Source organism: Kitasatospora sp. NPDC056184, from assembly GCF_042268405.1.
Taxonomy (GTDB): Bacteria; Actinomycetota; Actinomycetes; order Streptomycetales; family Streptomycetaceae; genus Kitasatospora.
The window spans coordinates 459,896-485,964 of the sequence record NZ_JBHJUI010000002.1 but is presented as its reverse complement, the minus strand read 5'-3'; the positions used below and the strand labels follow the sequence as shown (position 1 = coordinate 485,964).

Genomic DNA, 26,069 nt, shown 5'->3' with positions numbered 1-26,069 from the left:
GCAGCGCTCAGTCGGGCACCGGGCTCGGGACCGCGTGGTGCTTCGTGAGCGGCGTCCGGTCGGCGCCGTCGAGGGTGAGGACGACGTCCGCGTGGGCCGCGAGCAGCGGCAGGTCGTGGCTGACGAGGACAACGGCGAGGCCCCGGTCGGTCCGCAGGCCACGGAGGAGTCCCATGATGTCCTCGGCGGTGTCGGCGTCGAGCGCGGAGGTCACCTCGTCGCAGAGCAGGACGTCGGGCTCGGCGGCCAGGGCGCGGGCGACGGAGACGCGCTGGCGCTGCCCGCCGGAGAGCTCGTGGGGGTAGCGGTCGGCGTGGCCGGGGGTGAGGCCGACCTCGGTGAGCAGTTCGGCGACACGGGCCCCGCACCGGTCGGCGGGTTCCGCGCGATGGAGCTTCAGCGGGCGTGCGAGGGTGGCGCCGACCGTGTGGGCGGGGTTCAGGGCGCCGAGCGGGTTCTGCGGGACGAGCTGGATGCGGCGGCGCTGCTCGCGGGTACGCCGCCGGTAGGAGGAGGCCAGGGGTTCGCCGCCGAGGGTGATCCGGCCGGCCTCGGGGCGGTGGAGGCCCGCGAGGGTGCGCAGCAGCGTGGTCTTGCCGCACCCCGACGGGCCGGTGATCCCGGTCAGCGTGCCGGGTTGCAGGGCGAGGTCGAGTCCGCCGAAGACCTGGTGGCGGATCCGGCCGGCGCCGACCCGGGCGCCGAGTCCCCGCACCTCGACGACGGGCACCGTACCGGCGGCGGAGGAGGCCGGTACGGGCACCGGGGGTGCGACGGTCGTCCCCGGGGCCGCGACCGGATCATCGGGCCGCAGGGCGAGGACGTCGTCGGCGCAGCGGGCGACGAAGTCGGGGTCGTGGCTGGTGAGCGCGATGGCGATGGCCTCGCGCTCGGCGATGTCGCGCAGCAGGGCGGCGATGTCGTCGCGCAGGGCGGCGTCCAGGCCGGCGGTGGGTTCGTCGAGGAGGAGGATCGCGGGGCGGCGGGCGAGGGCGCGGGCGAGGGCGACGCGCCGCTGCTGCCCGCCGGAGAGGTCCGCCGTCCGCCGGCGTTCGAGGCCCTCGCCGACCGGCAGGCGGACGGCGCGCAGCAGGTCCGGCACCGGGGTCCGGCGGCGCTGCGGGGAGGTCTCGCTGATCAGCCGCTCGACCCGCATGCGGGGGTTGAGTCCCGATCCGGGGTCCTGGCCGACGAAGGCGAGCTTGTGGCGGCGCAGCCGGCGCAGTTCCTCGGGCGGGAGGGCGAGGATGTCCTGTCCGAGGACGGTGAGGCTTCCGGCGGTGACGCGCGCGCCCGGCGGGAGGGCGCCGGCGAGGGCGCGCAGCAGGGTGGTCTTGCCGGCGCCGGAGGGCCCGGTGACGGCGGTGACGCGGCCCGGGGTGAGGGTGAGCGTGGCCCCGGTGAGCAGCGGGGTGTCCCCGAGGGCGACGGACAGGGCGGCGGCCCGGGCGGCGGGCTCGGTGGTGCTCACAGCGGGGTCTCCGGGGTGGGCCGGGCGGGGGCGAGGGCTTCGGCGGCGAGGTTGACGCTGATGGCGAGCAGGCCGATGGCGAGGCAGGGCGCTCCGACGGCCCAGGGGTTGAGGGTGATGCCGGCGGCGTTCTCGCGGATCATCAGCGCCCAGTCGGCTTTCGGGGGTTGGGGGCCGAGCTGGAGGAAGGCGGCGACGGAGACGATGTAGACGCCCTCGACGAAGCGCAGGCCGAACAGGGCGAGGACGGTGGAGCGCAGGTTGGGGAGGACCTCGTGGACGGTGAGGTGCCAGAGGTTCTCGCCGCCCGCGGCCGCGGCTTCGACGAAGCCGGCGGTGGCGAGGGGAGCCGCGGCGGCGGCGACGATCCGGACCGCGTAGGGGATGCCGAGCAGGGTGGCCGCGGCGGCGACGGCGAGGCGTCCGCCGTCCGGCCAGGCCAGGGCGATCAGCAGGATGGCGAGGACGGCGGGAAGCAGGATCGTCAGGTCCGCGGCGCGTTCGATCCACCGGCCGAGGGCCGGGCGCAGGACGGCGAGGATGCCGATGGCGGTCGCCGCCGCGGTGACGAGGAGGGCGATGGCCAGCGCGGTGGCGATCAGGGGTGCGCCGCCGGTCAGCAGGCGGCTGAGGACGTCCCGGCCGAGCTGGTCGCCGCCGAGCGGCGCGTCGCCGCCCGCCCCGGCGTAGGGGAAGGTGACCGGGGCGTCGATCGGATGCGGGGCGAGCAGCGGCCCGAGGAGGGCGAGGACGACGAGGGCGAGGGCGGGAACCGCGCGCAGGAGCACCCGTCGTTTCCGTCGGGCGACGGGCGCGGGGCCCGCTGTCGGGGCGGCGGCGGTCATCGTCGCTCCTCTCCGAGGGTGGTGGTGCGGACGAGGTCGGCGAGCAGCAGGAGCAGGGAGATGGCGGCGCCGGCCGCGGCCACGACTCCGGCGACGAGCGGGGTGTCGCGGTCGGTGATGGCGCCGGCCAGGATGGCGCCGACGCCGGGATAGTTGAACAGGGTCTCGACGACGACCGTGCCCCCGAGGAGCATGCCGGCGGAGGTGGCGATGCCGACGGCGACGGCGGGCAGGGCGCCGGGCAGCATGTGGTGGCTGAGGACGCGTCGGCGGGGCAGGCCGTCGAGGACGGCGGCCTGGACGTGCGGCAGGGCGGCCTGGTCGGCGAGCGCGCCGCGCACGATGCGGGTGTTCCAGCCGATCTGGGGGACCGCCAGGGAGAGCAGCGGCAGGACGATCATGGTCCACGACTCGGGCCTGCCGTCCGGGCCGGTGAGGGTGACGGCGGGCAGCCAGCCGGTCCACTGGGACAGCAGCAGGAGCAGGGCGACGGAGACGACGAACTCCGGGAGGGCGAACGCGGCGGTGGACAGGGCGTCGACGGCGCGGTCGACGCGCCCGCCCGGGCGCAGTGCGGCCCAGCCGCCGACGGCAAGGGCTCCGGCGGCGCTGAGGGCGAGGGCGAGGGTGCCGAGCAGGAGGGTGTTGGGGAAGGGACCGGCCAGGACGTCGGTGACGTGCTGGCCGCGCGCGGTGGTGCCGAGGTCGCCGGTGGGCAGGCCGGTCATCCAGTCCAGGAAGCGTTCGGCGACCGGGCGGTCGAGGCCCATGGCGGCGCGGCGGGCGGCGAGGTCCGCGGCGGTGACGCCCCGGTCGGTGCTCGCGCCGGCGGCGTCGCCCGGGAGGAGCTCGACGGCCGCGAACACGGCGGCGAGCAGGACGACGAGCAGGACCAGCCGCCGCGCGGCCTGCCGGGCGACCCGGCCCGCACCGGGGAGGATGCGGGCCGGGAGGCTCCGGGGCGCTCGCGCGCCCACCGGGTGGAGGGTGGTCAACGCGCCAGCCAGGTCTTTTCGAGCTGCACGCGGCCGTAGCCGGGGAGCTTGGGCAGGTCGCGCACGGCCGCGCCGGCCAGGTCGATGCCGTCGGCCATGCCCCACAGCAGGTAGCCGGACTTCGCGTACTCGATCTCCTGGAGCTGCTGGAGCAGCTTGTCCCGCTCGGCGGTGTCGGTGGTGCCCATCGCCTTGCGGTAGGCCTCGTCGAAGGCCGGCTCGTTCCAGCCGGACTCGTTCTGCCCGGCGTCCGAGAGCATCGTCTTGGAGGCGAAGAAGACGACCGAGTCGTTGGTGCCCCAGTAGGTCGTGTACAGCGTGCCCTTGAGCCAGGTGGCGTCCCAGAACGCCTTGGAGTCCTGCTTCACGACGTTGATCCTCACGCCGGCCTCGCGGACCTGGGTGGCGAAGAGGGTCGCGGACTCGGCGAGTCCGGGGATGTCCTCGGTGGTGACCAGGTCGTAGGTCCGGGAGGCATCGAAGCCGGCGTCGGCGAGCAGCTGCTTGGCCTTGGCGAGGTCGCGGGTGCGCTGCGGGAGGTTCTTGGCGAAGGCCGGGTCGCCGGTGCCGAGGACGTCGTTGGCGACGCTGCCGTAGCCGGAGAGGACCTGCTTGACCATGGCGTCGCGGTCGACGGCGAGCTTGAGGGCCTCGCGCACCCGCGCGTCGGCGAACGGGCCGTCGGCGGTGCGCATGACGACGGGCATCGCCATGTCGTTGGGCCGGCGGACGATCTGGACGTCCTTGCGGGCCTCGGCGGTGCGGGCGGCGATGGCGCCGACGTTGGAGGCGACGTCGATCTGCCCGGCGAGCAGGGCGTTCGCCATGGCCTGGGGGCTCTCGAACAGCCGGACCTCGATGGCGTCGAGGAGGACCTTGCCGCCGTACCAGTGGTCGTTGCGCACCAGGCGGGCGTTGCCGTCGCGGTACCAGTCGAGTTTGAAGGGCCCGGTGCCCGGGGCGCCGGCGACCGCGTCGTCGGCGGTGTCCTTCTTGAGGACGAAGGTGGTCAGGCGGGTCAGCAGCGGCAGGTCGGCGTTGGCGTAGTCGGAGACCAGGACGACGGTCCTCGGGTCCTCGGCCGTGATGCCCTCGGGCTGGATGCCGGGCAGCCGGCTCCTGCCCGCCGGGGTGTTGCGCAGCCGCTTCAGCGACCAGACGACGTCGTCGGCGGTGACCGGGGTGCCGTCGTGGAAGGTGGCGCCGTCGGCCAGGGTGAAGCGCCAGGTCTTCAGGTCGTCCGACGGCTTCCAGGAGGCGGCCAGGCGCGGGGCGGTGTTGGTCCTGTCCCCGGGTATCGCGAGCGTGTCGTGGATCAGGCTGATGATGAGGTAGTCGCTCTCGTTGGCCTGGGTCCCGTGCGGGTCACGGGTGACCGCCGAGGCCTTGCCGAGCGCGCCGACCTTCAACGTCCCTCCGGAGCGGGGCTGCTGCCCGGTCGCGCCGGTGGGGCCGGTGTCCTTGCCGCTGCGCTCGCCACCGCCGCAGGCGGCGAGCACACCGATCGCTCCGGCTCCGGCTCCGGCCCACAGCAACTGTCGTCTGGTGACGTGCACGTTCGGTCCTCGTCTCGGGTTCACGCTCGAACTTACTTAGGTTTACCTACCCTAATTTTGAGACACCTGGCAAGCCGACCAACGGGGCGCACTCGACGCGCGAGCGCGCGCCCCCTGTCGCCAAAAGGCGTTCTGACCAGGGGATCTGACACTGCGCCGAGCGTGCGCCGCCACCCGACATCGGGACTACGTGAATGTAGACATCCAGCTCGCTAAGGCTTGCCTTACCTCGGAGACGTTGTTACGTTCCCTGTCGTCCGGCCGTTCGAGCCGCCCCGGATCCACACCCCACGCGCAGCTCCCGCCGCCGTCCCGCACCGGCGCGGTGATGCCACGTGCCCGCGCCCTTTCCCCTCCCGCCACCGGAGAGTCGATCGTGCCCACCCGCCCTGCCCCGGTACGCCATCTCGACGCCGACGCCGTCGCGGAACTCACCGCCGCCGCCGCGGAACTGCTCGCCCGCCACGGCGACCCGACCAGCCCCGCCCTGCTGGCCGACCTGCCCGCGGTGTGCGCCCGGCTCAGCGGACCACTGCGCCGCCACCTGCGCCCGGTCGACACCCCCGACGGCCTCTTCGTGCTGCGCGGGCTGGAGGTCGACGACACCGGCCTCGGCCCCACGCCCGCCCACTGGTCGGCCGTCGGCCGGGCCGGCGCGCTCTGGGACGCGGTCCTGCTGCTCGTCTCGGCGGCCATGGGCACCCCGATCGCGTGGGACGGCCAGCAGGACGGCCGGTTCGTGCACAACATCGTTCCCTCGCCGGGCCACGAGAGCGAGCAGACCGGGGCCTCCAGCTCCGTCCTGCTCACCCCGCACACCGAGGACGCCTTCCACCCCGGCCGCGCGCACCTGCTGCTGCTGTGCTGCATGCGCAACCACGACGCCGTCGCCACCACCGCGGCCAGCGTGCGGCTGACCGACCTGTCCGACGCCGATGTCGCACAGCTCAAGCGGCCGGTCGCGCCGATCCTGCCCGACGACGCCTACGAACAGGCCCGGAGGTTCGCCGGACGGCCCGCACCGGTCCCGACCCTGTTCGAGACGCCCGAGGGCCTGACCATGCGCTACGACCCCGCCTACACGCCGCTGGACGACGCCGACCGGGCCTGGCGCGAGGCGTACGGACGCCTCGGCGAGGAGCTGGCCCGCGTCTCCGTCGCGGTCAGCCTGGAGCCCGGCGACATCCTGGTCGTCGACAACGACCTCGTCGTCCACGGCCGCGTCCCGTTCCGGGCCCGCTACGACGGCACGGACCGCTGGCTCAAGCGCGCCTCCGCCCGGGTCGAGGGCCGTCCCACCCGCCCGCTCGCCGAGCACGGCGAACACGGCTACGGACAGGCCGCCCTCACCGCCTGGACCGTCTGACCCTCCGCCCCGACGCCGCCTCACCACCTCGAAAGGGCACACCCCATGGACCGGGACGACACCACCCTGCGCGTACTGTCCACCAGCGACCTCGCGGGCCTGGACATCACCCTCGCCGACGTCCTCGACACCGTCGAACAGGCCTACCGCACCCTGGCCGCCGGCCAGTCCGACAACCCGCGCAAACTCACCGTCAAGCCCGCCGACGGCCACTCCGTCTCCTACGCCATGCTCGGCCGCGACGGCGTCCGCGAGGTCGTCGCCGTCAAGACCTCCTACAAGCACGGTCTGCACGAGAGCCGCGAGAACCAGCACTACTACACGACGCTGACCATCTACGACGACGTCACCGGCCTGCCCGTCGCCATGATGGACTGCTCCCGGATCGGCTCCCTGCGCACCCCCGCCGTCTCCGCCCTGCTGGCCCGCGAGTGCGCCGCCCCCGACGCGTCGACCGCGCTGGTGATCGGCACCGGCACCCAGGGCCGCCTGGCCCTGCCGTTCCTGCTCACCGCCCTGCCGAAGCTGGAGCGCCTGCTGCTGTCCGGCACCCACCCCGACGGCATCGCCGCCGTCGGCGCCGAACTCGCCCGGCACTTCCCCGACCGCGAGATCGAGCTGGTCACCGACCTCAAGGCCGCCGCCCGCGACGCCGACGTGATCGTCGCGACCGCCGGCGGGCACACCCCCGCCGCCGTCGAGGCCGACTGGCTCAAGCCCGGCGCGGTCTCGATCCTGGTCGGCCACGGCCTCGCCCCCTCCACCCTCCACCGGGCGGACCGGGTGATCGCCACCAGCGAGGCCCAGATGCGCGTCACCGGCACCGACATGGCCGACGCCGACGGCAACCTCCCGGCCGTCGACCTGGAACTTCCCGTCGTCATCTCCGGCGCCTCCAGCGCCCGCACCGCCCCCGAGCAGCGGATCTTCGCCTACAACAGCGGACTCGTCGTCACCGACATCGCCCTCGGCCACCGCTTCGCCCAGCTCGCCGGCGAGCAGGGCCTCGGCACCGAGGTGGCCCTGTGGCGCTGACCCTGCCCGCCCGTCCCGACCCGCTCGCCGACCGGATCCACGCCGGCGGACTGCTCCACGAACTCGCCCACGGCCTCCGCGGCCCCTTCCACTACCTCCTGCCCGAACGCTTCGACGCCAACCTCGCCGCGTTCCGCGCCGCGCTGGCCGGCGCCGGGGTCGAAGGCCGCGTCCACTACGCGAAGAAGGCCAACAAGGCCTCCGTGTTCATGGAGCGCTGCGCGGCGGCCGGCGCCGGAGCCGACGTCGCCTCCCTCGGCGAACTGCGCGACGCCCTCGGCCACGGCGTGCGCGGCGATGACCTCGTCGTCACCGGCCCCGCCAAGAACGAGCAACTGCTGCGCGTCGCCGCCCGGCAGGGCGCGCTGATCGCCGTCGACGCCCCCGACGAACTGGAGCGCCTGCTCGTCCTCGACGCCGGCCGTCCCGTCCGCGTCCTGTTGCGCCGGCACCCGCCAGCCCAGCCGCGCAGCCGGTTCGGCCTGGACGACGCGCAGTTGCAGGAGGCCCTGCGGCGCTGCGCCGGGGCCGGGGACGCCGTACGGATGGAGGGCTTCAGCTTCCACCTCTCCGGCTACGCGGTCCAGCCGCGCGCCGACCTCGCCGGAGAGCTCGTCGAACTCTGCCTCCGGGCCCGGGCGCTGGGCCTGCCCGCGGACCGGATCAGCATCGGCGGCGGCTTCCCCGTCGACTACGTCGCCGCCGACGCCTGGGACGCCTTCCTCACCGAGCAGGGCCCCGGGCACTACCACGGTGAGAAGGCCTTCGCCGCGGACGACTTCTACCCGTACCACTCCCCCGTCGCCGGCGCGGACGCCCTGCGCGCGATCCTCGCCGCCCGCCCCGGCGGTACCGGTCCGAGCCTCGCCGAGCGGCTGCGGCAGGCCGGTGTGACGCTCCTGCTGGAGCCCGGCCGCGCCCTGCTGGACCGCGCCGGGTCCTCGGTGTTCCCCGTCCAGGGCGTCAAGGACCGCGCCGGGTACGGCATCGTCACCGTCGACGGCACCAGCCTCAGCCTGTCCGAACAGTGGTTCAACAGCGAGTACCTGCCCGACCCGGTCCTGCTCCGCGACCGCGGCGACCGCACCGGGCCCGCCGACCGCACCGACCGCACCGGGCCCGCCGGGCAGCCGTACCGGGCGTGCGTGGGCGGGGCCAGCTGCCTGGACTCCGATCTGCTGACCTGGCGCAAGATCGCCTTCCCCGCCCGGCCCCGCGTCGGCGACCTGCTCGTCTACCCCAACACGGCGGGCTACCAGATGGACTCCAACGAGTCGCCCTTCCACGAGCTCCCGCTGCCGCCGAAGGTCGTCATCGACCACCACGGCGGCCGCCCGCGCTGGCACCTCGACCGCTGACCCCCGCCCCGCCGTCCCCACGGAGCCCCACCATGACCGACGCCCTGAACCGCCCCCCGGTGGTCAGCCGGATGTCCGACCTCATCGGCTGCACCCCGCTGTTCGAACTCGCCCGCACCGACAACGGCGCCCGGCTGCTCCTGAAACTGGAGATGTTCAACCCCACCGGCAGCGCCAAGATCCGCATGGCCCGCCAGATGGTCCTCGACGCCGAGGAACGCGGCGAGCTGCGCGAGGGCGGCCACATCATCGAGTCCACCTCCGGCAACACCGGCCTCGGTCTGGCCGTCATCGCCGCCGAACGCGGCTACCGCTTCACCGCCGTCGTCGACAACCACGCCGCCGCCGACAAGCTGCGCGGCATGCGGGCCCTGGGCACCGAGCTGGTGTACGTCGACGCCGACACCGACGGCGAGGAACTCCACACCGCGGCCCGCGAGGAGCTCGCCGAGGAGATGGCCCGCGGCAAGGACAACACCTTCTTCACCGAGCAGCACAACAACCCCAGCAACGCGGTCGGCTACTACGCCGTCGGCCGCGAGATCGCCGAAGCCCTGGACAACCGGGTCGACGTGCTGATCGGCGCGGTCGGTACCGGCGGCGGCCTGTGCGGCACCGCCCGCGAGCTCAAGCACGCCGTCCCCGGCGTCGCCGTCGTGGGCGTCGAGCCGAAGGGCTCGATCGCCTTCGGGCCGCCCGCCCACGACTACTACCAGTCCGGCACCGGCACGCCCGAGGGCGCCACCATCGGCCTGCTGGTGGACTACGACCTGATCGACGAGGGGGTGAAGGTCGGCGACGTCGAGGCCTTCGCCACCGCCCGCGTCGTCGCCCGGCGTACCGGACTGCTCATCGGCGGCTCCGCCGGAGGCGTCGTCCACGAGGCCCTGAACCGGCTGCCGGCCCTGGCTCCGGATGCCGTTATGGTCGCCTTCATCAACGACGGTGGCGAGAAGTACCTGGACACCGTCTTCAACGACGACTGGATGAACGCCCGCGCACTGCTCGACGAGGCCGTGGAGGCCGACATCGACGAAGCGCTCACCAAACTCCGCAGGCCCTGACTTCCGAGAAACGTGACACCCACGATGCAGCAGCCAGCCACCCTCGCCCGCGACAGCCGCGCCCTCGCCGCCCTCGCCGTCCCGCTCGCCCTCACCCAGCTCGCCCAGGTCGCCCTCACCACCACCGACACCATCATGATGGGCGTGCTCGGCACCGAGGCCCTGGCGGCCGGCGGCCTCGCCCTGGTCGTCTTCAACCAGCTGCGCACCATGGGCGTCGGCCTCGTCACCTCCGTCGGCAACCAGGTCGCGGCCGCCGCCGCCCGCGCCGAACGGCACGAGGACGCGGCCGACGACGGCGGCGAGGTGCGCGGCCTGGTCCGGGCGGCGATGGCCGTCGCCACCCTGGCCGGCCTCGCGGGTGCCGTCCTGATGGTGCTCATAGGCCAGGCCGCCACCTGGCTCGGACAGGACGCGGACGTCGCCCACCGCGCCCAGGGCATGCTCGCCGCCCTCGCCCCCGGTCTGGTGCCCTGCCTCTGGTTCCAGGCGATCCGCCAGTTCACCGTCGGCATGCGCCGCCCGCAGGCCCTGCTGCGGATCACCATCGCCTCCGTCGCCGTCAACGCCGGACTCAACTGGATGTTCATCCACGGCACTTGGGGCCTGCCCGAGCTCGGCCTCACCGGCATCGGCGTCGCCACCAGCAGCGTCCACCTACTCTCCTTCCTCGCCCTCTACGCCTCCGCCCGCCGCGACCCGCAGCTCGCACCGCTGCTGAGGCCGGACTTCTGGCGCGCCGACGCCCCCACCGTGCGCCGGCTGCTCGGCCTCGGCACCCCGATCGCCGCCACCTACGGCTCCGAGGCCGGCTTCTTCTCCGTCACCGCCCTGCTCGCGGGCAGCTTCGGCGCCGCCGCTCTCGCCGCCCACACCGCCGTCAACCAGCTGATCTACATCGTCTTCCAGGTCGCCGTCGGCCTCTCCCACGCCGCCTCGATCAACGTCAGCCGCGAACTCGCCCTCGGCGACCACGCCGCCGCCCGGCGGATCAAGAACACCGCACTCGCCTGCGGAGCCGCCGTCACCTCGCTCGTCGGCATCGCCTACCTCACCGTGCCCGAGCTCGTCCTGCGGCCCTACTTCGACCCCGGCGCGGCCGCCGACCAGCAGGGCCTGCGGATCGCCACCGGACTCCTGGCCGTCGTCGCCGTGCTGCAGTTCTTCGACTGCGCCCAGAACATCGGCGTCGGCCTGCTCCGCGGCCTCGACGACACCGGGAGCGGCTTCCGCATCACCCTCGTCGGCTACTGGCTCGTCGGCCTGCCCGCCGCCTGGCTCCTCGCCTTCCCCCTCGGCGGGGAGACCCGCGGCCTCTGGCTCGGCCTGCTCGTCGGACTCGCCACCACGGCGGTCCTGCTGCTGCGCCGCTACACCGTCGCCCTTGCCGCCAGGGCCTCCGCCACTCCGGCGCCGGCGGAGCCGGGGCGGACCAGTCCGGTCGCGTAGGCGGCGACGGCGTGTGCGGCCCGGCCGTCCGCGGCCGATCGGGGGCAGCACGTCGCGCTCCCGGTCGGTCGGGGAACGGCGGAAGCCGTCGGGGCGCCTCACCCACGAGGCGCCGGACAGCTCGCTCAGGCGGTGAGGGCTCCGTCCAGCAGCCCGGACTTCGCCTGGGCGACGAGGTCGCGGAACTGCTCCACGCTCATCTGGATCCGTTGCCCGAAGTCGTCGGTGATGCGCACCCGCCGGTCACCGGTTTCGGCGGGGTCGACGAACAGCCGGGGGCAACCGCAGTCGCAGTCGCCGCAGAACGTCGCGATCGGTTCGGGGCCGGATTCGGGCATCGGAACCACCTTGGCTGCCGGGGGCGGCGCGATCCGCGCCGTTCGTCCCTTACCCGGTCGGCGGAGCGCCCCAACCGGCCGCGTGCGCGGCCGCCGCCGTGCTCCGCACGCGGATCACACCGGCACGGCCCTCCTTGTTGCCCCTATGATGCAGTTGCAATATATAGGCAAGAAGGAGCTGTGGCCGATGGCGGGATCGCCGGTGGTACTGGGCATCGAGTCGTCCTGCGACGAGACCGGCGCGGGCCTGGTCCGCGACGGCGTCCTGCTCGGACAGGCCGTCGCGTCCTCGATGGACGAGCACGCCCGCTACGGCGGCGTGGTGCCGGAGATCGCCGCCCGGGCCCATGTGCACGCGATGGCACCGGTGGTGCGCGAGGCACTCGACCGCGCCGGGCTCACCCTCGCCGACGTCGGTGCCGTCGCGGTGACCGCGGGCCCCGGGCTCTCCGGCGCACTGCAGGTCGGCGTGGCGGCGGCGAAGTCCTACGCCTTCTCGCTCGGCGTCCCGCTCTACGGGGTGCACCACCTGGCGGGGCACGTGGCCGCCGCGACGCTCGACGGCGGACCGCTGCCGAACCCGTGCGTCGTCCTCATCGTCTCCGGCGGGCACACCTCACTGCTCCTGGTCCGCGACCTCGCCCGCGACCCGATCGTCCACCTCGGCGACACCCTCGACGACGCGGCCGGCGAGTGCTTCGACAAGGTCGCCCGCATCCTGCGCCTGCCCTACCCCGGCGGACCCGCCATCGACCGCGCCGCCCGCGACGGCGACCCGAAGGCCGTCCGACTCCCCCGCCCGCTCAGCGGGCCCAACGACCCCCCGTACGCCTTCTCCTTCTCCGGCCTCAAGACCGCCGCCGCCCGCTGGGTCGAGGCCCAGCGCGCCGCCGGCGCCGAACCGCACGTCCCCGACGCCGCCGCCTCCCTCCAGGAGGCGATCGCCGACACCCTCACCCGCAAGGCCGTCCGCGCCTGCACCGACCACGGCATCGACACCCTCGTCGTGGTCGGCGGAGTCGCCGCGAACTCCCGCATCCGCGCCCTCACCGAGCAGCGCTGCGCCGCCGCCGGCATCACCCTGCGGGTCCCCGCGCTGCGGCTGTGCACCGACAACGGCGCCATGGTCGCCGCCATCGGCGACCTGCTCGTGCGCTCCGGCGCCGCCCCCTCCCCGATGGACCTCTCGATCGACCCCTCCGCCCCGCTGGAGTACGCGGCGCTCTCCCCGCGCGCCGCGGCCCGCGCCGCCTGACCGCGGCGCGGGGGGGGGTGAGGGCGGCCTCGCCCGAGCCGGGCGCGCCGGGTGTCGGCCCCGGTGGCGGCGGCCGCGTGCACGGACGGCCGCTCGCCGGAGGGCGCGAAGCTCCGGCGGCGGGTCGCCGGTGCGCCAGCTGGCCGTTTATCCGGCGTCCAGCGACGGGGTGCACCATCGGCGGCCACGGCGGAGAGGGGACGAGAGGGGATCGCATGGATCGCCAGGGCGGGTTCACGCCCTCGGGACGCGCACGGCCCCGGCCTCCCGGCACCTCCCCAGCGGTATCGCACCGGAGCCTGCCGCCGGCCCTGCGACGGGCGGTGCACGCCGCCCGCCGGGCCGCCGACTCGGTGGCGGTGTTCGAGGACGCCGTCCCCGCGCTGGCCCGGGCCCTGCCGTTCGACCTGTGGGCCGGCGTGCTGCTGGATCCGGCCACCCTGCTCAACATCGGCGGCAGCTTCCGGCACGGCGTCGGCGCCGAGTGGATGCCCCGGATGCTGGACATCGAGTACCGGGTGGGCGACGCCAACCAGATGCCGCACCTGTCACGGATGAGCACGCCCGTGGGCAGTCTGATGTCCGAACTGGACGGGCGCCTCGACCGCAGCGTGCGCTACCGGGACATCTACCGCCCACTGGGGCTGGCGGACGAGATGCGGGTCCTGCTGCGGGACGCGGGCCGGGTGTGGGGCGCGCTGGTCCTGGTCCGCACGGCGGACCGGCCGCCGTTCTCCCCGGCCGAACTGGCGCTCGGCGGCGCCCTGTCCATGCCCCTGGGACGCGCGCTGCGGCGCTCGCTCGCGGCCCCGGCGGGCCCGCCCGCCGTCGGCCCGGCCACCACCGGGCCGACCGCGCTGACACTCCTGTCGGACGAGTACTCGGTCGTGTCCCAGAGTCCGGGCGCCGAGGCCCGGTACGGCGAGCTCACCGAGGCCCGCGCGCACGGGACGGGCCTGCCGGCCTCGGCCTACGGCGTGGCCGCCGCCACCCTGCGGAGCGGGACCGGGGGCAGCCGGGTCTGCGTGCCGACCCGCGGTGGCGGCCTGGCCGCCATCGAGGGCTGGCGGCTCGACACCGCCGACGGCACCCGGGTGGCCCTGAACATCGGCCCGGCCATGCCGTCGGACCGGATCTCCTCCTTGATCCACGCCTACGGCCTGACCCCGCGCGAGTGCGACATCCTCGCCCACGTGCTGCGGGGCAGCTCCACCGCCGAGATCGCCGGCCACCTCGCGCTGTCCCCCTACACCGTGCAGGACCACCTCAAGGCGGTCTTCGACAAGACCGGGGTGCGCTCCCGCAAGGAGCTCGCGGGCCAGGTCTTCTTCCGGCACTACCTCCCGGGGCTCTCCCTCACCGACGGCCTCCGGTGACCCGCCCGGGGCCGCCGGCGCCCGTCGCGCGGGCCGGGCGGGTCACCGGTGCGGGCGTCCCGAAGGGCGGGCGCCCGCACCGGAGCCGGGATCAGACGGTGTTCGTGAAGGTCAGGTTGAGGGTGGCCCAGTCCTTGCCGCCGTTCTCCCGGTTCTTCAGGTACACGGTGTAGGGCACCGACTGGCCGGCCGGGACGTGGAAGCGCAGGCCGACGACCTCGTCGTCCAGGTCGGTGGTCCGGTCGTTGGTGCCCTCGAAGAACAGGGCGTCGAGGCCGAACTCCAGGGTGCCCGCGGCGTCGATCACGGTCGCGTAGGCGTGCAGCTCGACCCGGATCTCGCCGCCGCAGTACGTGCGCCACCATTCGTAGGCGCCCGTCGAGTTCTCCGTGGAGTTCACGGCCTCGATGTCACCGCGGCAGTACGTGCCCGCCGACCACCCCTCGTCGTCACGGATCGTGAACGGCCCGCTGATGACCGCCTTGCGCTGGACCCCGGCGACGGAGGTCCGCCCGTCGGCGGACGCGGGCGCCGCGACCGCGGAGACCGACGGTGCGACAACCGCCCCCGCCAGCAGGGCCGCCACCGCCGAGGCGCGTGCCAGAGAACCGAAGTACTGAGTGAAGCCCATGAGTTGGTCCCTCCCCGAGTAGCTGGACACCGGGCCCGGGAGAACCCCGGGCCGGTGCGTCCCACAGTGGCCGCGCGGCATGGCGGCGACCATCCCAGAAGTCTGGTGGGATGCCTCCGGGGCTCCGCGGAGCCGATACGGGGGCTCGTTCGCCGCCGTCAACGCCGTCGCGGTCCGACCCACGACTTCGAGTGATCCTCACCGGGTCCCGGCGTGGCATCCGGACGGGCGCGGCACGCGCTTCGGTAGACATGGCGCGGGTCGGTGCCCGTGAGCGGTTCCCGCTCCCTCCGGCCCGTCAGGTCACCTACTCCCGGAAAGATTTGATCACCATGAGCCTGGCACGACGCATCGCTGCCGCCGGCGGCACCCTCTCCCTCGCCGTGGGCGGTCTCGTCGCCGCCGCACCGACCGCGAGCGCCACCGTGCAGGGGTGTACCCGCCACGTCCTGGAGAAGGCACCCAACTCCGCCACCGAGCTCGTGGAGGATGCCTGCAAGACCGGCGCCGACGGCGGCGAGGAAGCCTTCAAGGACTGCTACCACCTCCTGAGGGGCGACTACGTCCCCGCCGTCGTCGCGGCGGACTCCTGCCGCAAGGCGCCGAAGTAGCGCGAACGCCGGGGTCCGGCGCGGCAGTCCGCGCCGGACCGCCACCGCGCGCCGGGCCGTCGCCGGGAGGGGGTTCCGCACCGGAGCCGGAAGAGTACTGTGTCACATGTCATATGCCGTGAGGGCCCGGGGAGATGTGACCGGGACCGACGAGGACGACCTGGCGGCGCTGGAGTACCAGGACACCCCGTTCGAACGGCTGGTCGGCCTGGTCAATCCGCCCCGGACCACGGACCGCCGGCCGGCGTTCCAGGTGCTGCTGGCCTTCCAGGTGGAGCCGGAGCCGCTGCCCCCCTCCGTACCGGGTCTGGCCGTCTCGGCCTCGGGACGGGGCACCGGCACCGCCACGTTCGACCTGACCTTCTCGCTCACCGAACACCGCGGCCCCGGGCCGGAACCGCTCGGGCCGGCCGGTGAACTGGAGTACCGGGCCGGCCTCTTCCAGCCGGAGACGGCCCGCGGGCCGGCCGTGGAGCTGGTGGAGCTGCTGCGGACGGCCGTCCGCGAGCCGCGGCGGCGGATCGGGGCGTGACGACAGCGGGGCCCGTCCGGTGCGGTACCGGACGGGCCCCGCTGCCGTGCCCGGCGGCCGTGCGCGGCGGTCAGTCCACCTCCACCGGCCGCGCCACCCGCACGGCCCCGACGGCCAGCGAGCTCTGCCGCAGGAAGCACCAGCCCTGCGCCGCGACCAGGACCAGGTTGGCCACCGCCAGGGTGGCCCAGAGCGCGGTGAGGCCGCCCAGCGCTCCGGCCGGACCGGCCGCGAGGGCGAGCACGCCGTAGCAGAGCGCGAAGCAGACCATGCTCGGGAAGGTCCGCTTCACACCGATCATCCCGAAGCCCAGGAGCGCCTGCAGCGCGTCCGCGAGCACCGCGAGCAGGATCAGCGGCAGCAGGTCGGCCACCCGGGTGTGGATCACCGGGTCGGAGCTGAAGATCCCGAGCACCGGGCCCTGCACCGCGACGAGCAGACCGCCGAGCACCGCCACGGCCAGCGCGGAGACCACCAGACCGGCCCGGACCCGCAGCCGCAGGCCCGCGAGGTCGGCGGCCTGGTGCCGTTCCGCGACCAGCGGGATGGTCGCCTGGCCCACCGCGACGGCTGCCGTGAACATCAGGTTGACCAGCGAGAGCGCCACCGAATGGGCCGCCGCCGCCTGGGTGCTGACCCGCGCCGCGACGAAGGCGAGCACGCCCAGCACCGCGAACTTGATCAGCACGGTGGCGGCCAGCGGGAGCCCGACCTTGGCCAGCTCGACCACCTCGCGCACCCGCACCGGCCCGCCGGCGGGCTGCCGCAGCTTCGGCATCCGGCGCAGCGCCCACTGGGCGACACCCGCGTTGATGCCGGTGGAGGCGGCCATCGCCACACCGGCTCCGGCCAGGCCGAAGGAGGGGACCGGGCCGACCCCGATCACCAGCAGCGGGGAGAGCACCAGCGCGGCCGCGGTGCCCGCCAGGCCCGCCCGCATCACCACCTTGGCCTGGTCGAGCCCGATCAGCGTCGCGGAGGCCGCGCAGTCGATCGCGGTGAAGAGGGCGCTGAGCGCCAGCAGCCACGGGAGTGCGCCGAGCTGGTCCAGTGTCGTCCGGGGCACCCCGCCGACCCGCCCGATCAGCGGCACCAGCGCCACCACGACGGCGCCAAGCACACCGGTCGCCATGCCCAGCCAGAAGCCGTTGCGCACCACCCGCTTCAGCTCGGCCGGCCGGTCCGCGTGGGTGGTCACGAAGGGCATCACCCCGCGCATGCTGCCCGCGATGGCCGCGGTGGCCGGGCCGTAGACGGCCATGGTGACGCCGAACGCGGCCAGCGTGGCCGTGTCGTGGCGGCCCAGCACGGCGGTGTCGACGAGAGCGGCCGCGGAGGAGACGATCATCGAGACGTAGAGGGGTGCCGCGGTATTGGCGATCTTGACCAGATGACCGACGAACCCGGGTGCGGGGCCGGTGTCGGTTGCCGTGTCAGTCACGGGGTGGCTCCTGTGGCGAGTGTGCGGACGGGACGTGGAAGGGCGAAACGGGAGAGGCGGATCGGGTGGAACGGCGGAGCGGGTTCAGAGTGCGGCGCAGGCCCGGTCGAGCGCGGCCGGCGACCGGAGGCCCGCCGGCATCTGGTCGGTCGGCAGGCCGGAGTCGATCAGGCAGGCGATCTCGTCCACACCCGGTCCGGCGGCGGCGCGGTGACCTGCCAGGGCCCTTCCCCGACGGACGCCGGCCCGGCCGCACCCTCCAAGGGTTCCTCGACCACCCGCGCGCGCGGCACGGAGCGGGCGAGAGCAAGGTGCCGCAACGCACTGTCCAGCGCCTCCGGATCCACCTCTCCGCACAGCCGGAAGGCCATCGGCATGTGAGAGGAATCGCCCCCCATGGTCGAGCAACTGAGCTATCCAGACAGCTTCTTGTTGTCTCGTCAGCCGATTGACGGCAGGCATGACACTGCCCATCCCCCACCTCCTTCTATACAATGTCACACGTCAGATTTTCTATCTCCCCCCTTCTCGGCCCCGGGAAATACCACCGCGACCACCAGGCCCAGCCCTTGCGAACAGGAGCACGCACACGATGGGCTCCGTCCGATCCGCCCCGAGCGCCCCGAGACCCTGCACTCCGCCGTCCGCGACGCCTGGGCGACCGTGCTCCAGCACGGCGACTTCGCCGACACCGATCCGTTCTTCTCCGTGGGCGGCACCTCGCTGCTCGGCGCCCGGCTGACCGCCGCGCTCGGCGCCGAACCGGGCCGCCGGGTGCGGCTCTCCCGGAGAGCGGCCGGGCGCGGGGCGGCTCCCGGACGCAGGCCCAGGCACGGGCGGAACCGCGGCCGCAGCGGGGCCGCCCGACCGGATCTGACGAGGCATCGGCCCGTGTCCGACCGCGGCGACCGCCCGGCATTCGGGTCCCGCGTCAGATCCTCACGACGCCGCCGTGACCGCCGGGGACCGCCGCCGGCCGGGCGCCGCCCGAGACCCTCCGGACCGTCAGCCGCCGCCGAGCGCCGCCGCGGCCCCGGCCGCGAGGCTGACGGTGCGCCGCTCCACCGCTCCGTACGCGTCACCCGACTCGATCAGTTCGGTCGCGGCGTTCACCAGCCCCTGCAACAGCCGGGCCGTGCGTGTGGGGTCCGTGTCGCCGAGGGCGGCCAGCGCCTCGACCAGCGGCCTCAGGATCTCGGCGTGCGCCTCGGCCGCCCCACGCCGCAGCGCCGCCGCGTCGCGGTCGCGGGCCAGGGCGCGGGCGATACGGTGCTCGCCGTCGCGCACCAGCGCCAGCTGCGCCCGGACGTACGCGGCGACCTGTCCGGCGGGATCCGGTCCGGCGGCGGCCATCTCGGCGTGGATGCGCTCGGTCCAGCGCGGGGTCACCTCGCGAACCACCGCCTCCAGCAGCTCGGCACGGTCGGCGAAGTACTTGTAGACGCTGTTGCGGGCCAGGCCGAGCCGCGCGGCGACCGCGCCGAAGGTCACGGCGCCGGCGTCCCCCTCCTCCAGAAGCTCGCGCGCGGCGACCACCAGCGCCGCTCGTTGCTGCGCGCGGTGGTCGGCAACGGTGGCGGCACTGATCCTGGGCACGCAGGCCAGTCTACGGAGCCCGCCGCCGATGCCCCGATCGGCCCCGATCGGCCCTGATCGGACCCTGGCCGGACGAGCCGGCCACCCCACTTGGGGACGCAGTGTCGCCATCTTCTATCTTGGGGACACCAAGTCCCCAAGAAGTGGAAAGGGCACCCCTCGTGCTTCTCGCCCTGCTCGAACTCAAAGCGGCCCGGGGCCGCTTCCTCCTGATGGGCAGCGTCGTCGTCCTGGTCGCCGCCCTCGTCGGCGTGGTCTCCGGCTTCACCACCGGCCTCGGCGACGACACCGTCTCCGCGCTGCGCCGCCTCCCCGCCACCCACCTCGCCTTCGCCCCCGGCGTCGGCACCGACCAGTTCGCCCGCAGCCTCGTCGACGACACCGCGCTCGACGGCTGGCGTGACCGGCCCGGCGTCCGGGCAACCCCGCTCGGCACCACCATCACCCGCGGCACCACCGGTAGCGGCACCGAGGTCGACTTCGCCGCCTTCGGCATCGAGCCCGGCTCCTTCCTCGACCCCGTCCCCGGCAGCCTCGACCGGCCCGACACCGTCGTCATCTCCCGGCAGCTCGCCGACCAGGGCGTCCGCCCCGGCGACACCCTCACCGTCGACCGGCTCGGCATCACCCTCACCGTCACCGCCACGACCGCCCGCTCCTCCTACGGACACGTCGCCGCCGCCTACCTGCCCATCGTCACCTGGCAGCGCATCCGCTTCACCGCCCCCGGCACCACCGCCACCTCACAGCTCCCCGCCCAGTACACCGCCATCGCCCTCCAGGCCGGACCCGACGCCGACCTCACCACCGCCGACCAGGCCCTGCACACCCGCACCCTGACCGTCGAGGAGGCGTACCCCGCCGCCCCCGGCTACACCGGCGAACGCGTCACCATGACCTCCATCCAGGCCTTCCTCTACGTCATCGCCCCACTCGTCGTCGGCGCCTTCTTCGCCGTCTGGACCGTCCAGCGCCGGCCCGAGCTCGCCCTGCTGCGCGCCATGGGCGCCTCCCGCCGGCGCCTGCTCGCCCACACCCTCGGCCAGGCCGCCGTCGTCGTCACCGCCGGCGCCCTCCTCGGTGCCGCCCTGGCCGGCGCGGTCGGCCTGCTCGTCGGCGCCAAGGTGCCCTTCAGCCTGCCCGGCACCACCCTCGCCACGACCATGGCGACCGTCGTCCTCACCGCCCTGGCCGGCGCCGCCGTCACCCTGCGCCGCGTCGCCACCGTCGACCCCATGACCATGCTCGGAGCCGGACGATGAGCCTCACCCTCCACGACATCACCGTCACCCTCGGCCGCGGCGACTCCCGGACCACCCCGCTGCGCGCGCTGGACGCCGAGTTCCCCGCCGGCCGTCTCACCGCCCTCACCGGCCCCTCCGGTTCCGGCAAGTCCACCCTCCTCGCCGTCGCCGGCACCCTCCTGCGGCCCGACTCCGGCCGGGTCCTCCTCGACGGTGCCGACCTCACCGCCCTCGCCCCCTCCGCCCGGGCCCGGCTGCGCCGCGAACAGATCGGCTACGTCTTCCAGAGCGGCAACCTGCTCACCGGCCTCACCGCCCTCGAACAGCTCCTCTCCGCCGCCTCGATCGCCGGATGGCCCGCCCGCACCGTGCGCGGGCGCGCCCGGCAACTCCTGACCGACGTCGGCCTCGAACACCGTGTGCACCACCGCGCGGACACCCTCTCCGGCGGCGAGCGCCAGCGCATCGCCATCGCCCGCGCCCTGCTGCTGGAACCCGCCCTGCTGCTCGTCGACGAACCCACCGCCGCCGTCGACCGCACCCAGGCCGCCGCACTGGCCGCGCTCCTCGCCGACACCACCCGCCGCCAGGGCTGCGTCACCGTCGTCGCCACCCACGACCCGGTCGCGGAAGCGGCCGCCGACCGCGTCCTCGACCTCGCCGCCCTCCGGGCGGAGGCGCCGGCCACCCCCTGACCGGGCCGCGGCCGGGTGAACGCACCCCGCCGGAACGGACACCGGTCCGGCGCGGGGTGAACACCCGATCACGGACGGACAGGCGGCCGCGCCGGCGGCGGCCGCCGGCGCAGCACCTCCGCGGTGCGCGCCCGCTCGTCACGCCCCTTCCGGGGGCTCCCGGTCGCCCTGCCGCTCCGGCCCGCTCGCGCCGCCCGGCCCTGCTCCCGGGCCCCTCGCCCTCGGGCGGGGGCGGCCAGGAGACCGCGCCCGGTGCGCTGCGGCGCCTCCCGCGCTCACCCGAACGACGCAAGCCGGCCGACGCGGCCCACGCCGGTGCGGACGCGGCCGGTGCGGAGGGCCGGGCGGCGCGCTCCGGCGGGGCCCTGGCTCCCGGCCGGTCGCCGCCCGCGCCCGTGGTCCGCGCGCCGCGCCCGCCGACTTGCGGGGTGCCCGACCGGACGCGGTGATGGGAGGACAGGAGCACCGACCCCGCCGACCGGCCGTAGGACCGAGGAGGATTCCATGGCACACCACAAGTCGAACAAGGACGTCGAGGGCGATCCCGACACCGGCCACGGCCGCGGCCTGCCGCGGCGCCCCGACGAGGCCGAGCTGGAGGAGCGCACCGAGGAGGACCGCGAGGAGGTCGGTCTGGCGGCCGACGGCGAGGAGGCCGACGAGGGCGACCGGTAGACCGGGGCGCCCGCCCCCGCGGACCGGCCCGTCGCGCAGTCCCCGCAGGTGGGCGTGGCCGGGACGGCCGGGATGGCCGGGCCGGACTGGTATACAGCGGGGTATGCCCCCTTCCCGTCCCGTGTCCCGTACCCGCCACCTGCCCGCCGAGCGGGCTCGGCGGTGGGCGCGGGGCGCGGGACAGGCGCTGTCCCCGCGGGGGGCGCTGGCGCTGGGCCGGGTGGACGGGGCGCTGTGGTTCGCGGTCCGCGCGGCACTGGCGATGGCGCTGCCGGCGCTGCCGCTGGTCGCGGCCGGGCAGCCGGAGCTCGCGGTGTACGCGATGCTCGGCGCGTTCACCACGACGTTCGGGCGCAATCTCCCCTACCGGCGGCGGGCGAGGGTGCTGGCCGTGGTGGCGCTGGCGATGACCGGCGCGGTGGCCTGCGGTTCGGCGCTCGCGGTGGCCGCCCGGCCGGCGGAGGGCGGGACCGGGGCCCTGGTGGTGATCGCGGCCACCGCGCTGGTGGCCGGGGTGGCGAAGTTCTGCTGCGACCGCGCCAAGCTGGGCGGGCTGGGCGCGGTGCTGCTGCTGTTCGCCTTCGCCGCGGCGGCGAACGGCGCCGCCACGGCGGCGGACGTCGGGCCGCGGACCGCGGCCGCGGCGGTGGGCGCGGTATCGGCCTGGGCGTGGTCGCTGTCGGGTCGGCTCTGGCACCCGGACCGGCCGCAGCGCCTGGTGACGGCGGCCGCGCTGCACGCGGTGGCCGATCTGGTGGAGAGCCCGGAGCCCGGCGGCGCGGCCCACGGCCGGGTCCGGCACCGGGCGGGCGCCGCAGTGCTGCTGGCCTACTCCTCGCTCGGCGCCGAACCGCCGCCCGGACCGCTCGGCGGGGTCCGCGGCGGGGTGTGCCTGCGGCTGACCGACGTGTGCTGGTCGGTCCTGGTCCGCTCGGCGCTGCGGCCGCCCGGGGACGCCACCGGCCTGGCCGGGCGACTGCGCGGCCAGGCCGGGCTGCTGGCCGGGGGCCGCTACCGCTCGCCCGTGCTGCTGGGCCCGCTCGCGGACGACCCGGGCCGGGGGCGGCCGCCCGCTCCGCACTCGGCGGTGCGCGGCCGGGAGTCCGCCGTCGACGCCGCCGGCCGGCGGGTCGCCGAGCTGCGGGAGCGCAGCGGGACGGCCTGGCAGCGGTCGGCCGTGCACCTGGTCCCGGCCGCGCGGATGGCGCTCGGCACCGGGGCGGCCGGCTTCCTGGCGCTGGCGCTCGGGCTCGGCCACGGCTACTGGGCGGCGGTCTCGGCGGCGGCGGTGCTGCACTCGGTCAGCGTCCGCACCACCGTGCACCGCGCGGTGCAGCGGACCCTGGGCACCATGGCCGGCCTGCTGCTCGCCCTCGCCGTGCTGACCGCCGGGCCCGGGCCGACCGGGCTCGTGCTGGTGATCGTGGTGCTGGAGTTCGCGCTGGAGTACCTGGTGGTGCGCAACTACGGCCTGGGCGTGGTGTTCGTGACGCCGCTGGCCCTGCTGATGAGCGACCTGGTCGCGCCGGCCGCGACGGCGGGGCTGTTGCGTGACCGGGCCCTGGGCAGCCTGCTGGGGATCGGCGTCGGCCTGCTGTGCGCGCTGCTGGTGGTGCACGACCGGGCCGCGGTGCGGGTCGAGCGGGCCCTGGCCGCCTGCACCGCCGCCGCCGAGGAGGCCGAGCGGGCACCGGAGCCGGCCGCCGGTCCGGTGGGCCCGGCGCGGCTGGCGGCCGCGGTCGTGGAACTGCACGAGGCCGCCGACGCCGCGGCGGGCGAGCTGTGGGAGGCGGACCTGGACCCGGCCGTGCTGGCCGCCGCGGAGCAGCGCGCCTACCTGCTGCTGGGGCGTCTGCTCCGCGGCTGACGGCGGCTCAGCCGACGCGGGCCGGGGTCACCGTGACCTTGAGGTGCTTCATGATCGGCTGGTCGCTCTGGGTGGAGTGGTCGCCGATGGCGCAGAGCACGTTCATCTCCGGCATGTAGCCGGCCGCGCAGCCGCGGGGCAGGTCGTAGGGGACGGCGAGGTAGCCGTGCAGGGAGCGGGTGGAGCCGTCGCGGGCGGTGGCGGTGATGTCGACCGGGTCGAACTCGGCCAGGCGGCGTTCGCGCATGTCGTCGGGGTTCAGGAAGACGAGGGTGCGCAGGTTCTTGACGCCCCGGTAGCGGTCGTTGTCGGAGTAGACGGTGGTGTTCCACTGGTCGTGCGAGCGCATCGTGCCGAGCACCAGGGTGCCGGGGGCGGGGATCACGTCGGGCAGCGGGGCGGCGGAGAACCCGGCCTTGCCGGACGGGGTGAGGAAGACCAGCTCGCGGGCGGGCTGCTTGATCCTGAAGCCCAGCGGCAGGCGGACCCGCCGGTTGAAGTCCTCGAAGCCGTCGAGCACCTTCGCCATGGTGTCGCGGATGCGGTCGTAGTCCTCGACGTACCACTCCCACGGGGTGCTGCTGGCGGGCAGCGCGGCCCGGGCCAGGCCGGCAATGATGGCCGGCTCGGACAGCAGGTGCGGGGAGGCGGGCTTCTTCCTCATCCCGACCGACAGGTGGACCATGCTCATCGAGTCCTCGACCGAGGTGGCCTGCAGGCCGCCGCGCTGGTGGTCCTGCTCGGTGCGGCCGAGGCACGGCAGGATCAGCGCCCGGCGCCCGTGCACCAGGTGGCTTCGGTTCAGCTTGGTGGAGACGTGCACCGTCAGCTCGCAGCGGCGCAGCGCCTCGTACGTGTAGGCGGTGTCGGGCGCGGCGAGCGCGAAGTTGCCGCCCATGCCGACGAACACCGTCACCTCGCCGCGGGCCATCGCCTCGATGGTCGCCACCGTGTCCTTGCCGTGTGCGGGCGGCGCGTCGATCCCGCAGACCTCCGAGAGGCGGTCCAGGAACTCCCGCGTCGGGCGGTGGTCGATGCCGCAGGTGCGGTTGCCCTGCACGTTGGAGTGCCCGCGCACCGGGGACGGGCCGGCACCCTCGCGGCCCAGGTTGCCGCGCAGCAGCAGCACGTTGACGATCTCGCGGATCGCGTCGACGCCGTGCTCGTGCTGGGTGACGCCCAGGCACCAGGAGAAGATCGACCGGTCCGCCTCCCGGTAGACCCGGGCGGCGCGCAGGATCTGCTCACGGCTCAGGCCGCTCTGCCGCTCCAGCTCCTCCCACGGCGTCCTCGCGCACAGCTCGCGGTAGGCGTCGAAACCGTCGGTGTGCCGCTCGATGAACTCCTCGTCCAGGGCCTTGGGGTCGGACGCGGCCTGCTCCAGGACGGCCTTGGCGATGCCGCGCAGCAGCGCCATGTCGCCGCCGATCCGGACCTGGAGGTTGAGCGTGCTGGTCCTGGTGGACTTGTTCAGCGCCATGTCGGTGAACTCGTGCGGCACGATGGTGCGGGTCGCGGCCGCCTCCACCAGCGGGTTGACGTGCACGATCTGCGCGCCGCGCCGGTGGGCGTCGGCCAGCGCGGTGAGCATCCGGGGCGCGTTGGAGGCCGCGTTGACGCCCATGATGAACAGGGCGTCGGCCGCTTCCCAGTCCTTCAGGTCGGCCGTGCCCTTTCCGGTGCCCAGCGCGGCCTGCAGGGCCCGCCCGGACGCCTCGTGGCACATGTTGGAGCAGTCGGGCAGGTTGTTGGTGCCCAGCTCGCGGGCCATCAGCTGGTACAGGAACGTCGCCTCGTTGCCGAGCCGGCCGGAGGTGTAGAACGCCGCCCGGTCCGGATCGTCCAGGGCGCGCACCGCCTCGCCGAACAGGTCGAACGCCTGCTGCCAGGCGATCGGCAGGTACCGGTCGGAGGCCGGGTCGTACACCATCGGCTCGGTGAGCCGGCCCTGGTCCTCCAGCGCGAAGTCGCTCCACCCGGAGAGCTCGGTGACGGTGTGCGCGGCGAAGAACTCCCGGCCCACCCGCTTGCGGGTCATCTCCCAGGTGACGTGCTTGATGCCGTTCTCGCAGATGTCCAGGTGCAGGCCCTTGTAGTCGTCCGGCCAGGCGCACCCGGGGCAGTCGAAGCCGCCGTTCTCGTGGTTCATCCGCAGGATCGCCCGCGGCCCGTCCACCAGTGCCCGTTCCTTGAGCAGGAGCTCCGTCACGCTCCTGGCCGCGCCCCAGCCGGCGGCCGGATGGCGGTACGGCGCGAACCGCGGCGGCCGCGACGGCTCCGCGCCGACGCCCGGTTCCCGCTCCGCCGCCGGGCCGCCGCCGTCCGGCCCCTTCCCCGCATTGTCAGCAGTGTCCACGGCACTCACCTTCCGCACTCGAGCGACGACGCCACGACCGGCGGCCCGTTTCACCGGATCCGCCGGCCTGCGCCTCACTCCAGGAAGCCAGGTGCGAGGGCATCGTGCCTGCTGCGACACCCGGACGGACCACATGTCCCGCCCCCCACCCTGGCGCGCCGGCCCTGGGCGGCCGACGTGCGGTGACGGAGCATAGCTGTCCGGGTGGCGTACAGCTTGCCGCGCCGCTCGTCGAACCGCTCGATCGCGGTGCCGTCCGGGGTCACGGACACCTGGCCGGCCGGGCTCGGCCCTGTGGCGGTCGTCCCGTCGG

Annotated in this window: 22 protein-coding genes and 1 pseudogene; 14 read left to right on the top strand and 9 right to left on the bottom strand. The window is 74.8% G+C overall.

The features are described from left to right. Positions 1–7 precede the first annotated feature (7 nt). From ACFC0B_RS07100 to ACFC0B_RS07085, 4 genes are read right to left on the bottom strand one after another with little or no spacing between them, the layout of a single operon-like run. The gene (locus tag ACFC0B_RS07100; RefSeq protein WP_376083375.1) at positions 8–1,471 is read right to left on the bottom strand and encodes an ABC transporter ATP-binding protein; all 1,464 of its coding nucleotides are present in this window, start codon (positions 1,469–1,471) and stop codon (positions 8–10) included. Beyond that, positions 1,468–2,316: an ABC transporter permease subunit gene (locus ACFC0B_RS07095; protein WP_376083373.1), complete on the bottom strand. Its 849-nt coding sequence runs from the start codon at positions 2,314–2,316 to the stop codon at positions 1,468–1,470. Before ACFC0B_RS07095 ends, ACFC0B_RS07100 begins: the two co-directional genes overlap by 4 nt. Beyond that, positions 2,313–3,293: an ABC transporter permease gene (locus ACFC0B_RS07090; protein ID WP_376083371.1), complete on the bottom strand. Its 981-nt coding sequence runs from the start codon at positions 3,291–3,293 to the stop codon at positions 2,313–2,315. The genes ACFC0B_RS07095 and ACFC0B_RS07090 overlap by 4 nt, the downstream gene beginning before the upstream one ends. A 14-nt stretch (positions 3,294–3,307) precedes the next feature. Next, positions 3,308–4,867 (bottom strand): ABC transporter substrate-binding protein, encoded by a 1,560-nt coding sequence (locus ACFC0B_RS07085; protein WP_376083370.1) that lies wholly within the window; start codon positions 4,865–4,867, stop codon positions 3,308–3,310. Between the two features lie 376 nt (positions 4,868–5,243). On the opposite strand from ACFC0B_RS07085, the gene ACFC0B_RS07080 reads away from it, so the two are divergent. The 5 genes from ACFC0B_RS07080 to ACFC0B_RS07060 are packed head-to-tail and all read left to right on the top strand — an operon-like array spanning position 5,244 to position 11,139. Beyond that, positions 5,244–6,233, top strand: a complete 990-nt coding sequence (locus tag ACFC0B_RS07080) for a TauD/TfdA family dioxygenase (RefSeq protein ID WP_376083368.1) — start codon at positions 5,244–5,246, stop codon at positions 6,231–6,233. Between the two features lie 45 nt (positions 6,234–6,278). Continuing rightward, on the top strand, positions 6,279–7,268 hold the full coding sequence (locus ACFC0B_RS07075) for an ornithine cyclodeaminase family protein (protein ID WP_376083366.1): 990 nt from the start codon (positions 6,279–6,281) through the stop codon (positions 7,266–7,268). Further along, the gene (locus ACFC0B_RS07070) at positions 7,259–8,626 is read left to right on the top strand and encodes a Y4yA family PLP-dependent enzyme (protein ID WP_376083364.1); all 1,368 of its coding nucleotides are present in this window, start codon (positions 7,259–7,261) and stop codon (positions 8,624–8,626) included. Before ACFC0B_RS07075 ends, ACFC0B_RS07070 begins: the two co-directional genes overlap by 10 nt. Positions 8,627–8,658: 32 nt before the next feature. Beyond that, positions 8,659–9,690, top strand: coding sequence for a cysteine synthase family protein (locus ACFC0B_RS07065; RefSeq protein WP_376083363.1), 1,032 nt, complete (start codon positions 8,659–8,661; stop codon positions 9,688–9,690). Between the two features lie 24 nt (positions 9,691–9,714). Then, the gene (locus ACFC0B_RS07060) at positions 9,715–11,139 is read left to right on the top strand and encodes an MATE family efflux transporter (protein WP_376083361.1); all 1,425 of its coding nucleotides are present in this window, start codon (positions 9,715–9,717) and stop codon (positions 11,137–11,139) included. A 125-nt stretch (positions 11,140–11,264) separates the two neighbouring features. Here ACFC0B_RS07060 and ACFC0B_RS07055 read toward each other — a convergent pair whose 3' ends face one another. Beyond that, complete coding sequence (locus ACFC0B_RS07055; RefSeq protein ID WP_376083358.1) at positions 11,265–11,477, bottom strand: hypothetical protein; 213 nt, start codon at positions 11,475–11,477, stop codon at positions 11,265–11,267. A 187-nt stretch (positions 11,478–11,664) separates the two neighbouring features. On the opposite strand from ACFC0B_RS07055, the gene tsaD reads away from it, so the two are divergent. Both tsaD and ACFC0B_RS07045 read left to right on the top strand, forming a co-directional pair. Beyond that, positions 11,665–12,732 (top strand): tRNA (adenosine(37)-N6)-threonylcarbamoyltransferase complex transferase subunit TsaD, encoded by a 1,068-nt coding sequence (gene tsaD, locus ACFC0B_RS07050; protein ID WP_376083355.1) that lies wholly within the window; start codon positions 11,665–11,667, stop codon positions 12,730–12,732. Positions 12,733–13,055: 323 nt separating this feature from the next. Beyond that, complete coding sequence (locus ACFC0B_RS07045) at positions 13,056–14,108, top strand: LuxR C-terminal-related transcriptional regulator (protein ID WP_376083352.1); 1,053 nt, start codon at positions 13,056–13,058, stop codon at positions 14,106–14,108. Between the two features lie 91 nt (positions 14,109–14,199). Here the strand turns inward: ACFC0B_RS07045 and ACFC0B_RS07040 are convergent, their stop codons facing one another. Beyond that, entirely contained in the window at positions 14,200–14,739 is a 540-nt protein-coding gene (locus ACFC0B_RS07040) for a hypothetical protein (RefSeq protein WP_376083350.1), read from the bottom strand. Positions 14,740–15,071: 332 nt separating this feature from the next. Here ACFC0B_RS07040 and ACFC0B_RS07035 point away from each other — a divergent pair, with 332 nt between their 5' ends. Continuing rightward, positions 15,072–15,350: a hypothetical protein gene (locus ACFC0B_RS07035; RefSeq protein WP_376083348.1), complete on the top strand. Its 279-nt coding sequence runs from the start codon at positions 15,072–15,074 to the stop codon at positions 15,348–15,350. 136 nt (positions 15,351–15,486) lie between these two features. Then, the gene (locus ACFC0B_RS07030) at positions 15,487–15,882 is read left to right on the top strand and encodes a condensation domain-containing protein (protein ID WP_376083346.1); all 396 of its coding nucleotides are present in this window, start codon (positions 15,487–15,489) and stop codon (positions 15,880–15,882) included. 70 nt (positions 15,883–15,952) lie between these two features. Here the strand turns inward: ACFC0B_RS07030 and ACFC0B_RS07025 are convergent, their stop codons facing one another. Further along, complete coding sequence (locus ACFC0B_RS07025) at positions 15,953–17,323, bottom strand: MATE family efflux transporter (RefSeq protein WP_376083343.1); 1,371 nt, start codon at positions 17,321–17,323, stop codon at positions 15,953–15,955. Between the two features lie 396 nt (positions 17,324–17,719). Here ACFC0B_RS07025 and ACFC0B_RS07020 point away from each other — a divergent pair. Continuing rightward, positions 17,720–18,073 (top strand): annotated as a pseudogene (locus ACFC0B_RS07020) (acyl carrier protein); the annotation flags it as partial. A 255-nt stretch (positions 18,074–18,328) separates the two neighbouring features. On the opposite strand, the gene ACFC0B_RS07015 reads toward ACFC0B_RS07020, so the two are convergent. Continuing rightward, complete coding sequence (locus ACFC0B_RS07015; RefSeq protein WP_376083340.1) at positions 18,329–18,919, bottom strand: TetR/AcrR family transcriptional regulator; 591 nt, start codon at positions 18,917–18,919, stop codon at positions 18,329–18,331. 161 nt (positions 18,920–19,080) lie between these two features. On the opposite strand from ACFC0B_RS07015, the gene ACFC0B_RS07010 reads away from it, so the two are divergent. The 4 genes from ACFC0B_RS07010 (at position 19,081) to ACFC0B_RS06995 (ending at position 23,400) form a co-directional block, all read left to right on the top strand. Further along, positions 19,081–20,181 (top strand): ABC transporter permease, encoded by a 1,101-nt coding sequence (locus ACFC0B_RS07010; protein WP_376083338.1) that lies wholly within the window; start codon positions 19,081–19,083, stop codon positions 20,179–20,181. Further along, complete coding sequence (locus tag ACFC0B_RS07005) at positions 20,178–20,858, top strand: ABC transporter ATP-binding protein (protein WP_376083335.1); 681 nt, start codon at positions 20,178–20,180, stop codon at positions 20,856–20,858. The genes ACFC0B_RS07010 and ACFC0B_RS07005 overlap by 4 nt, the downstream gene beginning before the upstream one ends. A 504-nt stretch (positions 20,859–21,362) precedes the next feature. After that, entirely contained in the window at positions 21,363–21,533 is a 171-nt protein-coding gene (locus ACFC0B_RS07000) for a hypothetical protein (protein WP_376083332.1), read from the top strand. A gap of 103 nt (positions 21,534–21,636) precedes the next feature. Further along, entirely contained in the window at positions 21,637–23,400 is a 1,764-nt protein-coding gene (locus tag ACFC0B_RS06995; RefSeq protein ID WP_376083330.1) for an FUSC family protein, read from the top strand. A gap of 7 nt (positions 23,401–23,407) precedes the next feature. On the opposite strand, the gene ACFC0B_RS06990 is transcribed toward ACFC0B_RS06995, so the two are convergent. Then, positions 23,408–25,756, bottom strand: coding sequence for an FdhF/YdeP family oxidoreductase (locus tag ACFC0B_RS06990; protein WP_376083327.1), 2,349 nt, complete (start codon positions 25,754–25,756; stop codon positions 23,408–23,410). Positions 25,757–26,069: the final 313 nt, after the last annotated feature.